We start from the raw sequence: 15,036 nt of genomic DNA on the forward strand, positions 1-15,036 counted from the left end.
GGGACCGCTTTGTATTTTCGCTGCAGATCTCCAGTGAACCAACAAGGCGGCCCCGGGAGATATCACCGGCATAATTGGCCCGAAACAAACGGTAGGAGCGGACCGTGTCCGCGAAGCGCCGTGCGGACGGCGCTCGATCTGAAGGGCGCCATAAAAACAAAGCCTGGCACCTGGCGGCCCTCATGCCATCCCACACAAACCCTATCCCCTACCCAACCACATGCGCCACCCCCTGCGCCCTGACATACACCTCACTCCCCACCCCCGGCACCTCCACCCCCTGGCTACGCAACCGAATCACCGTGGCCGCCGCGCCATTCAACCGCACCGCCAGGGTCCAGCTGTTACCCACAAAGTCCGTCTCGCTGACCACCCCCCGCACGGCCCCCGGGCTTTGCTCGCACAGGTGCAACTGCTCGGGCCGCAGCATGACCTGCGCAGCGCCCCGCAACCCGCGATCGCGCACCGGCAGGTTGCCCAATGCGCAGCTCGCCAGGCCATCATGCAATTGCGCGGGCAGCAACACCGCATCGCCCAGGAACTGCGCCGTCTGTGCATCCTCAGGGTGGCGATACAGCTCCAGCGGCGGCCCTGCCTGCACCAGCCGCCCCTGGCGCATCACTGCCAACTGATCGGCAAACGACAGGGCTTCAGCCTGGTCATGGGTGACCAGCACGGTGGTGATGCCGGCCTCGCCCAGCACTTGCGCCACGGCCTTGCGCAGGGACGCGCGCAGGCCGGTGTCCAGGGCCGAGAAGGGTTCGTCCAGCAGCATCAGCCGCGGTCGCTGGGCCAAGGCGCGGGCCAGCGCTACGCGTTGCTGTTGGCCGCCGGACAGTTCGTGTGGCCAGCACTGCAACAGGCGGCGGTCCAGGGCTACGCGGTCGAGCAGGGCCTCGACCTCGGCACGTTTGGTCGCAGTGCTGCCGGGCAGGCCGAAGCCGATGTTGGCGGCCACGTTCAGGTGCGGAAACAGCGCGCCGTCCTGCGGCACGTAGCCGATTTGTCGCTGGTGGGCAGGCACCGCCTGCTTCCCTTCGACCAGCGCCTGACCGCCCAGGGTGATGCTGCCGTGGTCGGCGAATTCGAAGCCGGCGATCAGCCGCAGCAAGGTGGTCTTGCCGGAGCCCGAGGGTCCGACGATGGCCGTGCGGCTGCCGCTGGGCACGCTCAGGCTGACGTCGTCCAGGGCGGCGAAGGTGCCGAAGCGCTTGTGCAGTTGGTTCAGTTCAAGGGTGCTCATCGGGCGGCGCTCCGTTTCGATTGCTGGTAGAGAAGGGCGGTCAACGGCAGTGACAGCATGATCATGATCAAGGCGTAGGGGGCCGCTGCGGCGTAGTCGATTTCACTGCTCATGGCCCAGAAGCCGGTGGCCAGGGTGCGGGTGCCGCTGGGCGCCAGCAGCAGGGTGGCGGTCAGCTCGTTGCAGACCGCCAGGAACACCAGCGCCGCGCCGGCAGCCGCCCCGGGCGCGGCCAGGCGCAGGGTGACGCGCCACAGCGCCTGGTGCGGTGCCAGGCCCAGGCTGCGGGCGATGTTTTCCAGCTCCACCGGCGCCTGGGCGATGCCGCTTCGCAGGCTGACCAGGGCGCGGGGCAGGAACATCAGCAGGTAGGCCAGCAGCACGGTCACAAGGGTCTGGTAGAGGGGGCGGGCGAACTGGATGGTCACGGTCACCAGCGCCAGGGCCACGACAATGCCCGGCAGCGAACTGGACAGGTAGTTGCAGCCTTCCAGCAGCCGCTGCAGGCGGCTGGGTGCGCGCACCGACAGCCATGCAGCCGGCACTGCGGCCAGGGTGGTCAGCAGCGCGCCGGCAGTGGCCAGCGCCAGGGTTTGCCACACGGCGTCCCACAGTTCGTCGTTGCGCCATACCTCCACGCCGCCTGCGGCCAGCCAGTGGCCCAGGGTCCACAGTGGCACCCCCAGCGTCAGGACGCAGGTGGCCAGCATCAAGCCCAGCCCCGCCAGCCGCTGGCCCGGGCGCAAGGGCCAGAGCAACTGCGCGCGGGCGCTGCCCGAGCCCACGCGGGCATAGCGCGCCGAGCCTCGGGTCGAGGCTTCAACGGTCAACAGCAGCAGGCAGCACAGCGCCAGCACCCCGGCCATCATGTTCGCCGCCGGGCCGTTGAACGCGGACTGGAACTGGTCGTAGATGGCGGTGGTGAAGGTGTCGAAGCGAATCAGCGCGTACAGACCGTATTCGGCCAGCAAATGCAGGCCCACCAGCAGCGTGCCACCGCCAATGGCCACGCGCAGTTGCGGCAGCACCACGCGGAAAAACACCGCCCAGGGCTTGAGCCCCAGGGACTGGCCGACGTCGTCCAGGGCCGGGTCCAGCCGGCGAAGCGTCGCGGCCACCGGCAGGTACAGAAAGGGGAAATAGGCGATCACCGAGATCAGCACCGCAGCGGGCAGCCCATGCAGCGAGGGGGCCACGCTGACCCAGGCATAACTGTGCACGAACGCCGGTATAGCCAGTGGCGCGGTGGCCAGCAACGACCACAGCCGTCGGCCGGGCAGGCGCGTGCGTTCGGTGAACCAGGCCAGCGCCACCCCCAGGGCGATGCACAAGGGCAAGGTCAGCAGCATCAGCAGCAGGGTGTTGAGCAGCAACTCGCCCGCCCGCGGCCGTACCAACAGGGTGACGATGCTCTGCCAGCCCTGTTGCACCGACACGCCGGCGACGAAGATCAGCGGCAGCAAAGCCAGCAGCGAAATCACCACTGACACCGCCACCAGCCAGACCCCGCCCCGCCGCTGTCGCCCGCGCAATGCAAGCGGGGCCACCTGTGTGGCGGCCCCGGTCAGTCCGGAAGGGGGGGACACCTCAGAGCAGCCCCGCCTGGTTCATCAATTCCACGACCTTCTTGCTGTCCAGTTTCGACACATCGACGGTCGGTGCATCCAGCTCTGCCAGGGGTACCAGCTTGGGATTGGACGCTGCGCCCTGGCCCACGGCGTATTCAAACGAGGTGCCGGTTTTCAGGATGGCCTGGCCTTTGGGCCCGGTAATCCATTTCAGCAAGGCCTGGGCCTGTTCCTGATGCTTGCTCGCGGCCAGCACGCCGCCGCCGGACTGGCTGACAAAGGCGCCTGGGTCCTGGTGCTTGAAGTAGTGCAGGTTGGTGTTCTTGCTGTTTTCGCCGGTCTTGGCCTGGTCGACGAAGCTGTAGTAGTGGTAGATCACCCCACCGTCGACTTGCCCGGCGTTCACCGCCTTGAGCACCGCACTATTGCCACGATAAACGGTAGCGTTGGCCTTCAGGCCCTTGAGCCATTCCAGCGTGGCGGGTTCGCCCTTCAGCGCCAGCACGGCAGCCACGATGGCCTGGAAGTCGGCGCCGGCCGGGGATGCGCCCCAGCGGCCTTTCCAGGCCGGCTGCGCCAGGTCCAGCAGCGAGGCCGGCAGTTTGTCGGCGGCCAGCTTGTCCTTGTTGTAGACGAACACCGTGGAGCGCGCGGCGATGGCCACCCACTTGCCCTGCGCCGGACGGTAGGGCGCACCCACTTGCTCCAGCGTAGTGGGGGCAACCGGGGCGAACAGGCCGGCGTTCTGCACCAGCATCATCGCGGGCGAGTTCTCGGTCAGGAACACATCGGCCGGGGACTTGGCGCCTTCCTGCACCAGCTGGTTGGCCATTTCGGTGTCATCGCCGTTACGCAAGGTCACCTTGATGCCGGTGTCCTGGGTGAAACCGGCGATCCAGGCCTTGGTCAGGCTCTCGTGCTGGGCGTTGTACACCACCAGGTCCGCGTCCTGGGCCAAGGCGTTGCCGGCGCTGAATAACGCGCATGCCAAGGCCGCCACGTTCAGCAGGGGGAAGGAAGGCTTCATTGAATGGGCTCCGTTTTCTTGTTGGCTGAATGAATTCAATACGAATCATTTGCATACTTATTTGTAGCCGAAGGTAGGCAGCCCCGTGACAAAAAAACGTCAAAAAAGCGCGGGATTTACGTAAATGTATCGGCCTTGTTTCCAATCGATATGAGCAAACCGGGGGATTGCCGGTCACAGCTGAGAAGGACGGTATTTCCGTTCGCAACCTGGAGAACTGCTATGCAAAAGTACCTGGCGAAGCTGACCCTGGTGGCCGTGTTGATGTCGAGCCTGGGGGGCTGCTGGATCTTCGATCCGCACCACGGTGGCGGGGGCGGTGGTCACGGCGGTGGCGGTGGCGGCGGGGGCATGCAGGGCGGCCCCGGTGGCGGCGGTCCTGGCGGGGGCGGCGGCCCGGGTGGCAATGGCGGTGGTGGTGGTTCGCGCTGATTTTCAGGCAAAAGAAAGCCCGCAACGTGGCGGGCTAAATGAATCATCACAAAGGAGTAGGTGTACTGTGCGCCTTGGTTTGTGAAGGCGATGTGAAAAGCCGCCAAGGTGAAAATACTTTCATCGCGGCGGCGGTAAATGCCCTGTAGCCGCTGCCGCCAGGCTGCGCTGGCCCGTGTTCCAACCCAGTACTTTCGGGTGTACTCAAGGGCCAGCGCAGCCTGGCGGCAGCGGCTACAGGCGTTGTTATTCGAACTGCGGCTGGAATTTCTTTACTGCCGCCAAGGCGCAGCCTTCGTCCTTGTCGCCGCCCGGCGCACCGGACACCCCAAGCCCACCCAGCACCTGCCGATCGGCCTTGCGCAACGTCACCCCACCCGGGATGAACAGCACCTGCGGCACGGTGTTTAGCGCGCCATTGGCCGGCCCATCCAGCTTGGCCGCCAGCAGTTCGCTGATGGTGTCCTTGTCGAACGCCTGCCCGTAGGAAAACGCGGTGTAGGCCTTGCGGTACGACACCGACAACGATTGCAGCGGCACGGTATCGCCCTTGATCACCGCCTGGGCGTGGCCGGAAGGGTCAACCACCGTAGCGGTCACCGACCAGCCCTTGGCGGCGCAGGTTTGCACGGCCTCGGCGGCCAGTTGCTGGGCCACCTGCCAGGGCAGCTTCTGGCTGCTGATCAGGTGGCTGGGGGCGGCCTGGGCGGTCATCGCGGCAAGGCTGATGGCGAGGGCGGCGCTGGTGCGCCACAGGGTGGTCGCAGACATGGCAGTTTCCTTTTACGAGGTTGATGAAAATCCTTTCATCCGCCGTGGCGGAGCCGGTTCCTATACTGGCCCGGCGCAGGGAACGCCGTTACAGATCAGTGTTCCCATGTATTGACCCGGCCCGATGCTGTCGCTCGGGTTTTTTTCAGCATCGGCCTGAAACCGGTTTCAGTCAAATCCGGAGATGATTTGTGAGAACGTCCGCAAGCCTGTTGTTAACCGCTGGCCTGTTGCTGGGCAGCACGTTGCCGGCCTTGGCCGAAACCGTTGACCGTAGCGCCATCCCGCTGGGTTCCCTGGAAGAAGTGGCCGCGTTCGAGGGGCCGGGCCCCTCCGGTATCGTGGTCACGCCGTCGGGCCGGGTGTTCGTCGGCTTCCCCCGTCATGCCATCAACCACCCCGGCATGACCCTGGGCGAACTGGTCAACGGCAAGCTGGTGCCATACCCCGACGCCGCCACCAGCCTGCCGTCCGAGCGCGGCGACGCGCAGAAGCTGATCTCGGTACACGGCATGACCACCGATACCCAGGGCCGCCTGTGGCTGATCGACGACGGCAAGCGCGCCGGCATCGACGGCATCAAGCCGGGCGCGGCAAAAGTGGTGGGCATTGATCCGGCGACCAACAAGGTGTTTGCCTCCTGGGTGCTCAGCGATGCCCTACGCCAGGACAGCCACATGAACGATTTGCGCGTGGACCTCACCCACGGCGCCAAGGGCACCGCCTTCGTGGCCGACTCTTCATTCGGCGAAGACCCGGCCCTGGTCGTCGTCGACCTCGCCACCGGCCACCAGCGCCGAGTGCTCAGTAAAGATCCGTCGGTGCTGCCGCAAAAAGACTTCGTTACCCAGCTGGACGGCGTGCCCATGCGCTACCAGGGCAAGGCCAGCGCCTTCCCCCATGGCGGCGTCGACAGCATCACCCTGAGCACCGACAGCTCGCGCCTGTACTACTCGCCGCTGACCAGCCGCCACTTGTGGAGCATTCCGACTGCGGCCCTGGCCGACTTCAGCAAGGACGACAAGCAACTGGCCGCGCAGATTCGCGACGAAGGCGAGAAAGTCATGACCGACGGCATGGCCACCGACGCCCAGGGCCGCCTGTACCTGACTGACGCCGAGCACCATCAGATCGTGCGCCGCTGGCCCGACGGCCACCTCGACGTGGTGCTGCGCGACCCGCGCCTAGTGTGGCCGGACGGCATTTTCGTGGCCGGCAACCAGGTGTACGTCACCCTGGGCCAGTGGGACCGCCTGGGCGCCCATGCCGATACCCGCCAGCCGCCGTACCTGTTGGTGCGCACGCCCACCGACGGCACCCCGGTCTTTGATGCACAACCCCAGTGAGGACGGTTTGACATGGAGGTAGCAATGAAAGCACGGACTATGGCCCTGTTGGCCTGCATCGCCGCAGGTACTGCCCAGGCGGCTACCCAGGGCGAGCTGGTCGCAGCCCTGGACAACACCGAAGCCAGCGGCATCGTCGTCACCCCCGGCGGCCGCACCTTCCTGACATTGCCGCGGGCCGGCAGCAACCACGCCTTCCCCTCGGTGGTTGAGCTGGTCAAGGGCAAGCAGGTGGCCTTCCCGGACCTGGCCACCACCACCGACACCGGCAAACCGCTGACGGACTGGCTGGTGTCGCCGCTGGGCCTGACGCTGGCTGGCAACACGTTGTGGGTGCTGGATGAGGGCAAACGCCCAGGCATCGACGGCATCCCCGACGGCTCGGCCAAGCTGGTGGGCATCGACATCACCACGCGCAAGGTGCTCAAGACCATCGTCTTCCACAAGCCGTTCATGCGCGACAGCCTGCAACTCAACGACCTGCGCGTGGACCCCGACCACGGCGCCCAAGGCACGGTGTACATTTCCAACAACGGCTACTCCAGCCCCTCGGACTGTTCGCTGATCGTGGTGGACCTGGCCAGCGGCAAGATGCGCGAGGTGTTCCACAACCTGCCGCAAACCTCGCCGGCGCCAGGTTTCATGACTTACGTCGAAGGCCAGCCTCACGCCTACAGCCTCGACCACCCGAGCATGCCCCAGGGCGGGGTCAACGGCATCGAGCTGTCGCCGGACCACACGAAGCTGTACTGGACCATCCCCACCAACCCCAATTACTACAGCATCGACACGGCGGCGCTCAGTGACTTCAATCGGCCCGAGGACGCCCTGGTCAAGGACATCCACTTCGAAGGCCAGACCGCCTCCAGCGGCGGCATCGCGGTGGACGACAAGGGCACGCTGTATTTCGGCGACGCCTCGCGCTATTCCATCATCCGTCGCAACAGCGCAGGGCAGTTCAGCCTGGTGGGGCAGGATTCGCGCCTGATCTGGCCCGACGGCCTCTACTGGCAGGGCGGCTACCTGTACGTTACGGTGGGGCAGTGGCAGCGAGTGCCGGGGCTACATGGCGGGAAGGACCTGCGTACGGCGCCCTACAACATCCTGCGCTTCAAGACTGCAATGTAAAAACCACGTACCGCCGTTGTTACCGACTGGCTACGCGGCGGGCAGGCTCTATGCTGGACAGGGTAAAAGAGCAGGCGATAAGGTGATCGCCATTCGTCACAGTGCCCATCACCCAAGGAGTCGGTCGTGATCCTGCCCCCAGAAGTTGCCCGCGAACCTGCCTGCAATGACCCCCTGGCGCCCTCCGGTGCGGTGGCATTGCTGCTGGTGTCGGAGTGGGCCCAGGCCGTGCGGTTGCAGCAGCCCTTGTCGTTGCTGGTGGTGACGGTGGATCACGGGCGTAGCCTGGCCACGCACTATGGCCGTGAGCAGGTCAATGCGCAGTTGCAGCGCATCGGTACGGTCCTGATCACCACGGCGGGACGTGCCCGCGATGCGGCGGGGCGGTGCTCGGCCGATGCCTTCATGATTTTGTTGCCCGATACCCCGGCCGATGGCGCGCGTGCGGTGGCCGAGCGTTGCCAGCGAGGCGTGCGGGCGATTGGCGGGGCGACCGTCAGTTTCGGCGCAGGCACTTTGATCCCCCGCAGTGAAGCCGGTCATTCGGCGTTCTTCAATGCCGTGGCGCAACTGTGTGATGAAGCCACGCGCGCGGGCGGTGACCGCATCGTCTGCCGCCACTTCGGCCAGTCGCGCACCGGCGCCATGCGCGCCTGAACCCTGTACAAGCCTATGGTGCTGGAACCTGTAGCGGCCTTCGGCAGCTACGGACGGCGTCGGCTGCATCGCGGCCAAGGCCGGCTCCTACCACGGACGGCGTAGGAGCCGACTTTAGTCGCGATGCAGGCGACGCGGTATCAAGACAGTTGCTGCTACCCCCCTGTGGGAGCGGGTTCTACCCGCGAAAAGAACGCCGCGTAATACCTGGCGGCACGTGGCGTCCTCTTCGCGGGTAGAACCCGCTCCCACAAAGGATGTTGCTACTACGGGACGGTGTCGCCTGCATCGCGGCCAAGGCCGGCTCCTACCACGGACGGCGTAGGAGCCGACCTTGGTCGCGATGCAGACGACGCGGTATCAAGACAGTTGCTGCTACCCCCCTGTGGGAGCGGGTTCTCCGCGAAAAGAACGCCGCATAATACCTGGCGGCACGTGGCGTCCTTTTCGCGGGTAGAACCCGCTCGCACAAAGGAAGTTGCTGCTACGGGACGGTGTCGACTGCATCGCGGCCAAGGCCGGCTCCTACCACGGACGGCGTAGGAGCCGACCTTGGTCGCGATGCAGACGACGCGGTATCAAGACAGTTGCTGCTACCCCCCTGTGGGAGCGGGTTCTCCGCGAAAAGAACGCCGCATAATACCTGGCGGCACGTGGCGTCCTCTTCGCGGGTAGAACCCGCTCGCACAAAGGAAGTTGCTGCTACGGGACGGTGTCGCCTGCATCGCGGCCAAGGCCGGCTCCTACCACGGACGGCGTAGGAGCCGACTTTAGTCGCGATGCAGACGATGCGGTTCCAAGACAGTTGCTGCTACCCCCCTGTGGGAGCGGGTTCTACCCGCGAAAAGAACGCCGCGTAATACCTGGCGGCACGTGGCGTCCTCTTCGCGGTTAGAACCCGCTCCCACAAAGGAAGTTGCTACTACGGGACGGTGTCGGCTGTATCGCGGCCAAGGCCGGCTCCTACCACGGACGGCGTAGGAGCCGACCTTGGTCGCGATGCAGACGACGCGGTATCAAGACAGTTGGTCAGTTAGGCGGCGCGGCGCTGTCGGCTGCACCGCTATCGTCGCCATCGTCATCATCATCGTCATCCCCGCCACCGCCACCGCCGCCACTGCTCATGCCACTCTTACCGTCATAGCCGCCACCGTTGTTGTCGGTGCCGCCATTGCGACCTGGGTCGGCGCCTTGGGTCCGTGGGTCTGCGCCGGGGCTTGAGGGGGAGGAGGAGTCAGTACCGGGGTTGATCGAGATGGGGCTGTCGGACGCCGCCACGGCAACGGCCGAGACGGCACACAATAAACCGGCGGTGGACAAGGCAAGCAGGGTTTTCCTGAACATGGTGACGTTCCCTCGATAAGGTCGTTTCACCAGCTTAGGCTGCGGGGTGGGGGCCGTCGATCCCGCGGGGCGACCGACGGCCATGTTTCATTTAGCGACGATCTACCCATACGGTCTGGGCGTTGCAGAACTCGCGCAGGCCGAAGTGCGACAGTTCGCGACCGAAGCCGCTTTTCTTCACCCCGCCAATGGCCACGCGGGGGTCGGAGGCACAGTAGCCGTTGATGAACACGCCACCGGTGTCCAGCTCGGCGGCCAGGCGGCGGGCCAGGGCCACGTCGGCGGTCCAGACGCTGCCGGCCAGGCCGAATTCGCTGTCGTTGGCCAACTGCACGGCATGGTCGGCATCGCGGCAGGCGATGATCGAGGCCACCGGCCCGAACAGCTCCTGCTTGAACGAAGTCATGTCCGGCGTCACGTCACCCAAAATGGTCGGTGCGTAGTAGTTGCCCACGCCTTCCACCTTGTGGCCGCCCAGCAGCAGGGTCGCACCTTCGGCGAGGGTCTGTTGCACCTGTCCGTCCAGTTCGTCGCGCAGGTCGTAGCGCGCCATCGGGCCGATGTAGTTGCCGTCCACCAGCGGATCGCCGACGTTCATGGCCTTGACCGCTGCCACCAGTTTCTCGGTGAAGGCCGGCAGGACGCTGTCCTCGATGATGAAGCGCTTGGCGGCGATGCACACCTGGCCCACGTTCTGGAAACGGCCGATGGCGGCGGCTTTTACCGCCTCGTCCAGGTCGGCGTCGGCCAGCACGATGAACGGGTCGGAACCGCCCAGTTCCAGCACGCATTTCTTCAGCGCGGCACCGGCCTGGGAGGCGATGGCGGCGCCGGCGCGCACGCTGCCGGTGACGGTCACGGCGGCAATGCGCGGGTCGTTGATGGCGCTGGAGACGCCGTCGTTGCTCACGTTCAGTACTTCGAACGCGCCTTCCGGCACGCCGCCTTCACGCAGCACGGCAGCCATCAGCAAGGCACTGCCCATCACGTTCGGCGCGTGCTTGAGCACGTAGGTGTTGCCGGCCAGCAGGATCGGCACGGCGCCGCGCAGCACTTGCCACACCGGGAAATTCCACGGCATCACGGCCAGGATCGGGCCGATCGGGCGGTATTCGATGAAGGCCTTGTCGCCCGGCACCTGGGTCGGCTCGGGGGCCAGCAGCTCAGGGCCCTGGGCGGCGTACCACTCGCACAGGCCGGCGCACTTTTCCACTTCGGCGCGGGCTTGCACGATCGGCTTGCCCATTTCCAGGGTCATGCTGCGGGCCAGGGCTTCGCTGTTGTTGCGCAGGGCAGCGGCGACGTTGACCAGCACGGCGGCGCGCTCGGCCACCGATACCCGCCGCCATTGACGGTAGGCGTCAGCGCTGCGGGTCAGGGCCTGGTCCAGCTCGGTGGCGGTCTGGAACGGGTAGCGCGCCAGTTCTTCACCGGTGGCCGGGTTCAGGGAAATCGCGTAGTCGATAGCGGCAGGGGCGTTCATCGCAAACCTCCAAAGGCAGTAGATGGACATACCTTAAGCCGTTGCCTGGTTCATGGATAATGAATAATAATCAGCGAAACACTCACGAATCGAGAAAGTTATGGATCTCACCCAACTTGAACTGTTCAAGGCCGTGGCCGAGGAAGGCAGCATCACTGCCGCCGCCGCCAAGGTGCACCGCGTACCGTCGAACCTGACCACGCGCATCAAGCAACTGGAAAGCGAGTTGGGTGTGGACCTGTTCATTCGCGAGAAACTGCGATTGCGCTTGTCGGCCAACGGCCACAGCTTTCTGGATTACACCCGGCGCATCCTCGACCTGGTGGAAGAGGCGCGCCTGGCGGTGTCCAGCGGCGAGCCTCAGGGCGTGTTCACCCTGGGCTCGTTGGAAAGCACGGCGGCGGTGCGCATCCCGCCGTTGCTGGCCGCCTATCACCAGCGCTATCCCAAGGTGGAGCTGGACCTGTCCACCGGGCCGTCCGGTGACATGATCGACGGCGTGCTGGCCGGGCGCTTCGCCGCGGCCTTCGTCGATGGCCCGCTGCACCCGTTGCTGGACGGCATCCCGGTATTTGAAGAAGAAATGCTGCTGGTGACCGCCAAGGGCCACGCACCGGTCACCCGCGCGTTGGACGTGAGCGGCGAGACGGTCTACGCCTTCCGCGCCAACTGCTCCTACCGGCGGCACCTGGAAAGCTGGTTCATCGCCGACGGCGCCACGCCGGGGCGCATTTTCGAGATGGAGTCGTACCACGGCATGCTCGCCTGCGTCAGCGCTGGCGCGGGCCTGGCGATGGTGCCGCGCAGCATGCTGGAGAGCATGCCGGGCAGCAGCAACGTCAGCGCCTGGCCGCTGGGCGGCGAATACAGCTGGCGCCAGACCTGGCTGACCTGGCGCCGCGGCACGCGATCGCCGAACCTGCTGGGCATGCAGGAGATGCTCGAAAGTCAGCCCTCGGCGGCCAAGCGCCCGGCATAGTCGCGGGCGAACTGCGCGGCAATGCGCCCTGAGCGCGAGCCGCGTTGGGTGGCCCAGCGCAGGGCTTCGACATGGGCCTGTGGGAAGGCTTCTTCAGGCACCCCGCACGCCGCTAGCCATTCGTTGACCGCGCCGAGGAATTCGTCCTGGGAGAAGGGGTAGAACGAGATCCACAGGCCGAAGCGTTCCGACAGCGAGATCTTCTCTTCCGACTCTTCACCCGGGTGCAGGTCGCCGTTCTCGCCGCGCTTCCAGTTGAGGTTGTCACTGGCGCGCTCGGCCATCAGGTGGCGGCGGTTGGAGGTGGCGTAGATCAGCGTGTTGGCGGCCTGGCCGGCCACCGAGCCGTCGAGCACGGTCTTCAGGCTCTTGTAGCCGATATCGCCTTCTTCAAACGACAGGTCATCGCAGAACAGGATGAACCGCTCGGGACGGCCGGTGGTGAAGTCGAGGATCTGTGGCAGGTCGCCGATGTGCGCCTTGTCCACCTCGATCAGGCGCAGGCCCTGGCCGTGGAAACGCTCAAGGCACGCCTTGACCAGCGAGGATTTGCCGGTGCCACGGGCGCCGGTCAGCAGCACGTTGTTGGCCGGGCGGCCTTCGACGAACTGGCGGGTATTCTGCTCGATCAGGCGTTTCTGCCGGTCGATGTTCTGCAAGGCCTCGAAGCTGATCAGGCTGGGGTTTTTCACCGCGTGCAGCACCGCCTGCTCCACCCCGCGCACGCGCCGGTAGTGCCATTGGTAGGCGATGGCCTGAGTGTCGAACACCTGCGCCTGCTCGGGCGGGAAAGCGCGCTCCAGGCTGTTGGCGATGCGTTCGAGCTGGGCGAGCAGGGCAGAGCTGTCAATCGTCGTGGACATGGTGATATCACAGTGCAGGGATGGCTGGGCACAAGCTTAGGGATAGGGCAGAGTGTGCGTCTAACGATAAAAGGGCGCTGGCATGCGTAAAATGGACATCGAGGTGGATCATGGTGAACCCCGTGATGCCCGCAGCGTGGCGGCGGTGGCGCTGGATTTCGATGACGGCCACTGGGTGGCCAATCACCGGCACCACAAGGCGCAGCTGCTTTATGCAACCCAAGGCGTGTTGGTGGTAGGTACCGCCGAGGGGCATTGGCTGGTGCCGGGCAATCGCGGGTTATGGATTCCGCCGGGGGTGGAGCATTGGACGCGCATGGTCGGTGCGGTGCGCATTCGAACCCTGTACATCGACCCGGCGCAGGTGCCGGTGCAGTTGCCTGATACCTGTTCAGTGCTGGGCGTTTCTGCCTTGCTGCGTGAGCTGATACTGGCCGCGGTGGACATCCGCCAGCCATGGTTGCCGGACAGCCGCGATGGGCGGGTGGTGGCGCTGATGCTGGATGAGTTGGCGCGGCAGCAGGAGCTGCCGCTGCATTTGCCGCAGTTGCATCATGCCGCCTTGCAGCCCTTGAGCCAGCAGATCCTGATGGGGCAGGGCCTGGAACTGGAACTCAACGACTGGGCCGCGCAATTGGCCGTCAACCCCAAGACCCTGCAACGCTGGTTCGTGCGCGACACCGGCATGACCTTCGGCAAATGGCGCCAGCAAGCGCGCCTGCTGACTGCCTTGCAGCACCTGGCCCTGGGCCGCAGCGTGCTGGAAGTGGCGCTGGAGGTGGGCTACAACACCCCCAGTGCCTTCAGCGCCATGTTCCGCCGCCAGTTCGGCGTGTCGCCCAGCGAGTGGTGAGGCTTTGCACACTCAGGCACGATTGATGGTGCTTATGAGGGCCTCTCGCGAGCAAGCTTTGCTCCCACAGTGGTGAGTCAAACACTTATGTGAGGCGTTTCACTGGTGGGAGCAAAGCTTGCTCGCGATGAGGCCAGTGCAGGTTGTCAAAAACGAAAGACGTTCCCGGCAGGTGGTTCCGCTCAGCCCAACCGCGCCAAGCGCTTGACAATCTGCGGCCGCTGCGCCCGCCACTCATCCGCCGTAATCCCCAGCAACATCACATCCAGCCGCTCACCCTCCTTGCACACGTTCTGCCGCCGCACGCCCTCCAGGGTAAAGCCGAACTTTTGATGCAAGCGCACCACCGCCGGGTTGCTGGCCAGCACTTCGCAGTTGAGCTTGGCCAACCCGACATCATCAAAGGCATGGTCCAGCAACCAGCATTCCACCTGGCTGCCCAACCCCTTGCCCTGCAGTTCGCTGTCCAGGTAAAACGCCCAATCGGCGCATTGGTGCAGTCTGTTGATGGCGTTGAGCGACACCACGCCACGGGGCACCTCATCGACCATCACCACGTACACCGCCTGGCGCCCGTTGCCTTCAAGGCTGGTCAGCCAGGCCTGATGCTCCTGGGGGCTGATTTCGTGATCGGTGTACATGAACCGACGTACCTGGGGCTGGTTGCGCAATTGGCGCACGCGTTCGCGAACGAGGGCGTCAGTGGCCAGGATGGGTACGAAACTGATCATGCCAGGTAGTCCCGGGTGGCCTGCAGGATTTCATCCGACAGCGGGTCGCCCTCGGTGGCGCGGGCCAGGGTAATGGCGCCCACCATCAGGGTAAATTCGATCAGCGCAGCTTTGCGGCGCTCGTCCGCCTGGGGTTGTTCCATCACGGCTTCGTAATCATCCAGCAGCGCGCCCACGCCTTCGCGGTAGGCGTTGCGCAGCGGGCTGTCCGCAGGCTCGCGGCATACGTCGCCGGAGAATCCCACGGTGGGGCAGCCTTCGCCCGGCAGGTCACGGTTGCTGTCGGCCAGGTAGTTGTCCACCAGCGCCCGGCGTGCGCCCTTGCGGTCGCGGGTAGGGGCGATGCGTTCGGCCCAGCGCTGCACGGATTGCGCGAATGCCTGTCGGCAGGCCTGGGCGGCGAGGGCTTCCTTGGACTCGAAGTGGCCATAGAAGCCGCCATGGGTCAGCCCGGCAGCGCTCATCACCTCGGCGACGCTGAGGCCCTTGAGGCCACGCTCGCGGAACAGGCGCGTGGCCACTTGCAGAATGATTTCACGGTTGCGTTCGGTTTGCTGGCGGGATACGCGGGGCATGATGGTCTCGGTGTGACAGGCGCAAAAGGTAAGGGG

General features: G+C 65.5%; 15 protein-coding genes. 6 read left to right on the forward strand and 9 right to left on the reverse strand.

Annotation, left to right across the window (positions count from 1 at the left end):
- Positions 1 to 208: 208 nt before the first annotated feature.
- The 3 genes from ACZ9GA_RS06040 to ACZ9GA_RS06050 are packed head-to-tail and all read right to left on the reverse strand — an operon-like array spanning position 209 to position 3,838.
- Positions 209 to 1,243 (reverse strand): ABC transporter ATP-binding protein, encoded by a 1,035-nt coding sequence (locus tag ACZ9GA_RS06040; RefSeq protein WP_457363527.1) that lies wholly within the window; start codon positions 1,241 to 1,243, stop codon positions 209 to 211.
- On the reverse strand, positions 1,240 to 2,775 hold the full coding sequence (locus ACZ9GA_RS06045; RefSeq protein ID WP_457363526.1) for an ABC transporter permease: 1,536 nt from the start codon (positions 2,773 to 2,775) through the stop codon (positions 1,240 to 1,242). Before ACZ9GA_RS06045 ends, ACZ9GA_RS06040 begins: the two co-directional genes overlap by 4 nt.
- A 55-nt stretch (positions 2,776 to 2,830) precedes the next feature.
- Positions 2,831 to 3,838 (reverse strand): iron ABC transporter substrate-binding protein, encoded by a 1,008-nt coding sequence (locus ACZ9GA_RS06050; protein WP_457363525.1) that lies wholly within the window; start codon positions 3,836 to 3,838, stop codon positions 2,831 to 2,833.
- Positions 3,839 to 4,060: 222 nt separating this feature from the next.
- Between ACZ9GA_RS06050 and ACZ9GA_RS06055 the strand changes: the two genes are divergently transcribed.
- Entirely contained in the window at positions 4,061 to 4,270 is a 210-nt protein-coding gene (locus ACZ9GA_RS06055) for a hypothetical protein (protein ID WP_457363524.1), read from the forward strand.
- Positions 4,271 to 4,516: 246 nt separating this feature from the next.
- On the opposite strand, the gene ACZ9GA_RS06060 is transcribed toward ACZ9GA_RS06055, so the two are convergent.
- The gene (locus tag ACZ9GA_RS06060) at positions 4,517 to 5,041 is read right to left on the reverse strand and encodes a GlcG/HbpS family heme-binding protein (protein WP_457363523.1); all 525 of its coding nucleotides are present in this window, start codon (positions 5,039 to 5,041) and stop codon (positions 4,517 to 4,519) included.
- Positions 5,042 to 5,232: 191 nt separating this feature from the next.
- On the opposite strand from ACZ9GA_RS06060, the gene ACZ9GA_RS06065 reads away from it, so the two are divergent.
- From ACZ9GA_RS06065 to ACZ9GA_RS06075, 3 genes are all read left to right on the forward strand, one after another.
- Entirely contained in the window at positions 5,233 to 6,387 is a 1,155-nt protein-coding gene (locus ACZ9GA_RS06065; RefSeq protein WP_457363522.1) for an SMP-30/gluconolactonase/LRE family protein, read from the forward strand.
- Between the two features lie 24 nt (positions 6,388 to 6,411).
- On the forward strand, positions 6,412 to 7,515 hold the full coding sequence (locus ACZ9GA_RS06070) for an L-dopachrome tautomerase-related protein (RefSeq protein WP_457363521.1): 1,104 nt from the start codon (positions 6,412 to 6,414) through the stop codon (positions 7,513 to 7,515).
- A gap of 126 nt (positions 7,516 to 7,641) precedes the next feature.
- Positions 7,642 to 8,172, forward strand: coding sequence for a diguanylate cyclase domain-containing protein (locus ACZ9GA_RS06075; protein WP_457363520.1), 531 nt, complete (start codon positions 7,642 to 7,644; stop codon positions 8,170 to 8,172).
- Positions 8,173 to 9,201: 1,029 nt separating this feature from the next.
- Here ACZ9GA_RS06075 and ACZ9GA_RS06080 read toward each other — a convergent pair.
- The gene (locus tag ACZ9GA_RS06080) at positions 9,202 to 9,516 is read right to left on the reverse strand and encodes a hypothetical protein (protein ID WP_457363519.1); all 315 of its coding nucleotides are present in this window, start codon (positions 9,514 to 9,516) and stop codon (positions 9,202 to 9,204) included.
- 91 nt (positions 9,517 to 9,607) lie between these two features.
- Positions 9,608 to 10,999, reverse strand: a complete 1,392-nt coding sequence (locus ACZ9GA_RS06085; RefSeq protein ID WP_457363518.1) for an aldehyde dehydrogenase family protein — start codon at positions 10,997 to 10,999, stop codon at positions 9,608 to 9,610.
- Between the two features lie 100 nt (positions 11,000 to 11,099).
- On the opposite strand from ACZ9GA_RS06085, the gene ptrR reads away from it, so the two are divergent.
- Complete coding sequence (gene ptrR, locus ACZ9GA_RS06090; protein ID WP_457363517.1) at positions 11,100 to 11,978, forward strand: putrescine utilization regulator PtrR; 879 nt, start codon at positions 11,100 to 11,102, stop codon at positions 11,976 to 11,978.
- Here ptrR and ACZ9GA_RS06095 read toward each other — a convergent pair.
- Positions 11,948 to 12,841, reverse strand: coding sequence for an ATP-binding protein (locus tag ACZ9GA_RS06095; protein WP_457363516.1), 894 nt, complete (start codon positions 12,839 to 12,841; stop codon positions 11,948 to 11,950). The genes ptrR and ACZ9GA_RS06095 overlap by 31 nt on opposite strands.
- 82 nt (positions 12,842 to 12,923) lie before the next feature.
- On the opposite strand from ACZ9GA_RS06095, the gene ACZ9GA_RS06100 reads away from it, so the two are divergent.
- Positions 12,924 to 13,694 carry an AraC family transcriptional regulator gene (locus ACZ9GA_RS06100; RefSeq protein ID WP_457363515.1) on the forward strand — a complete coding sequence of 257 codons (771 nt, stop codon included), beginning with the start codon at positions 12,924 to 12,926 and terminating at the stop codon, positions 13,692 to 13,694.
- A 182-nt stretch (positions 13,695 to 13,876) separates the two neighbouring features.
- Here the strand turns inward: ACZ9GA_RS06100 and pseH are convergent, their stop codons facing one another.
- Both pseH and ACZ9GA_RS06110 read right to left on the reverse strand, forming a co-directional pair.
- Complete coding sequence (gene pseH, locus ACZ9GA_RS06105) at positions 13,877 to 14,422, reverse strand: UDP-4-amino-4,6-dideoxy-N-acetyl-beta-L-altrosamine N-acetyltransferase (RefSeq protein WP_457363784.1); 546 nt, start codon at positions 14,420 to 14,422, stop codon at positions 13,877 to 13,879.
- A complete protein-coding gene (locus tag ACZ9GA_RS06110; RefSeq protein ID WP_457363514.1) occupies positions 14,422 to 15,000 on the reverse strand; it encodes a TetR/AcrR family transcriptional regulator in 579 nt (192 codons plus the stop codon). The genes pseH and ACZ9GA_RS06110 overlap by 1 nt, the downstream gene beginning before the upstream one ends.
- Between the last annotated feature and the right edge of the window lie 36 nt (positions 15,001 to 15,036).

Source organism: Pseudomonas sp. TE3644 (assembly GCF_056278815.1).

Bases quoted from the DNA above. Each gene is read 5' to 3' on its own strand.
- ACZ9GA_RS06060 (WP_457363523.1), bottom strand. From the start codon at position 5,041: ATGTCTGCGACCACCCTGTGGCGCACCAGCGCCGCCCTCGCCATCAGC.
- ACZ9GA_RS06040 (WP_457363527.1), bottom strand. From the start codon at position 1,243: ATGAGCACCCTTGAACTGAACCAACTGCACAAGCGCTTCGGCACCTTC.
- ACZ9GA_RS06055 (WP_457363524.1), top strand. From the start codon at position 4,061: ATGCAAAAGTACCTGGCGAAGCTGACCCTGGTGGCCGTGTTGATGTCG.
- ACZ9GA_RS06070 (WP_457363521.1), top strand. From the start codon at position 6,412: ATGAAAGCACGGACTATGGCCCTGTTGGCCTGCATCGCCGCAGGTACT.
- ACZ9GA_RS06095 (WP_457363516.1), bottom strand. From the start codon at position 12,841: ATGTCCACGACGATTGACAGCTCTGCCCTGCTCGCCCAGCTCGAACGC.
- ACZ9GA_RS06100 (WP_457363515.1), top strand. From the start codon at position 12,924: ATGCGTAAAATGGACATCGAGGTGGATCATGGTGAACCCCGTGATGCC.
- ACZ9GA_RS06085 (WP_457363518.1), bottom strand. From the start codon at position 10,999: ATGAACGCCCCTGCCGCTATCGACTACGCGATTTCCCTGAACCCGGCC.
- ptrR (WP_457363517.1), top strand. From the start codon at position 11,100: ATGGATCTCACCCAACTTGAACTGTTCAAGGCCGTGGCCGAGGAAGGC.
- ACZ9GA_RS06080 (WP_457363519.1), bottom strand. From the start codon at position 9,516: ATGTTCAGGAAAACCCTGCTTGCCTTGTCCACCGCCGGTTTATTGTGT.
- ACZ9GA_RS06050 (WP_457363525.1), bottom strand. From the start codon at position 3,838: ATGAAGCCTTCCTTCCCCCTGCTGAACGTGGCGGCCTTGGCATGCGCG.
- ACZ9GA_RS06110 (WP_457363514.1), bottom strand. From the start codon at position 15,000: ATGCCCCGCGTATCCCGCCAGCAAACCGAACGCAACCGTGAAATCATT.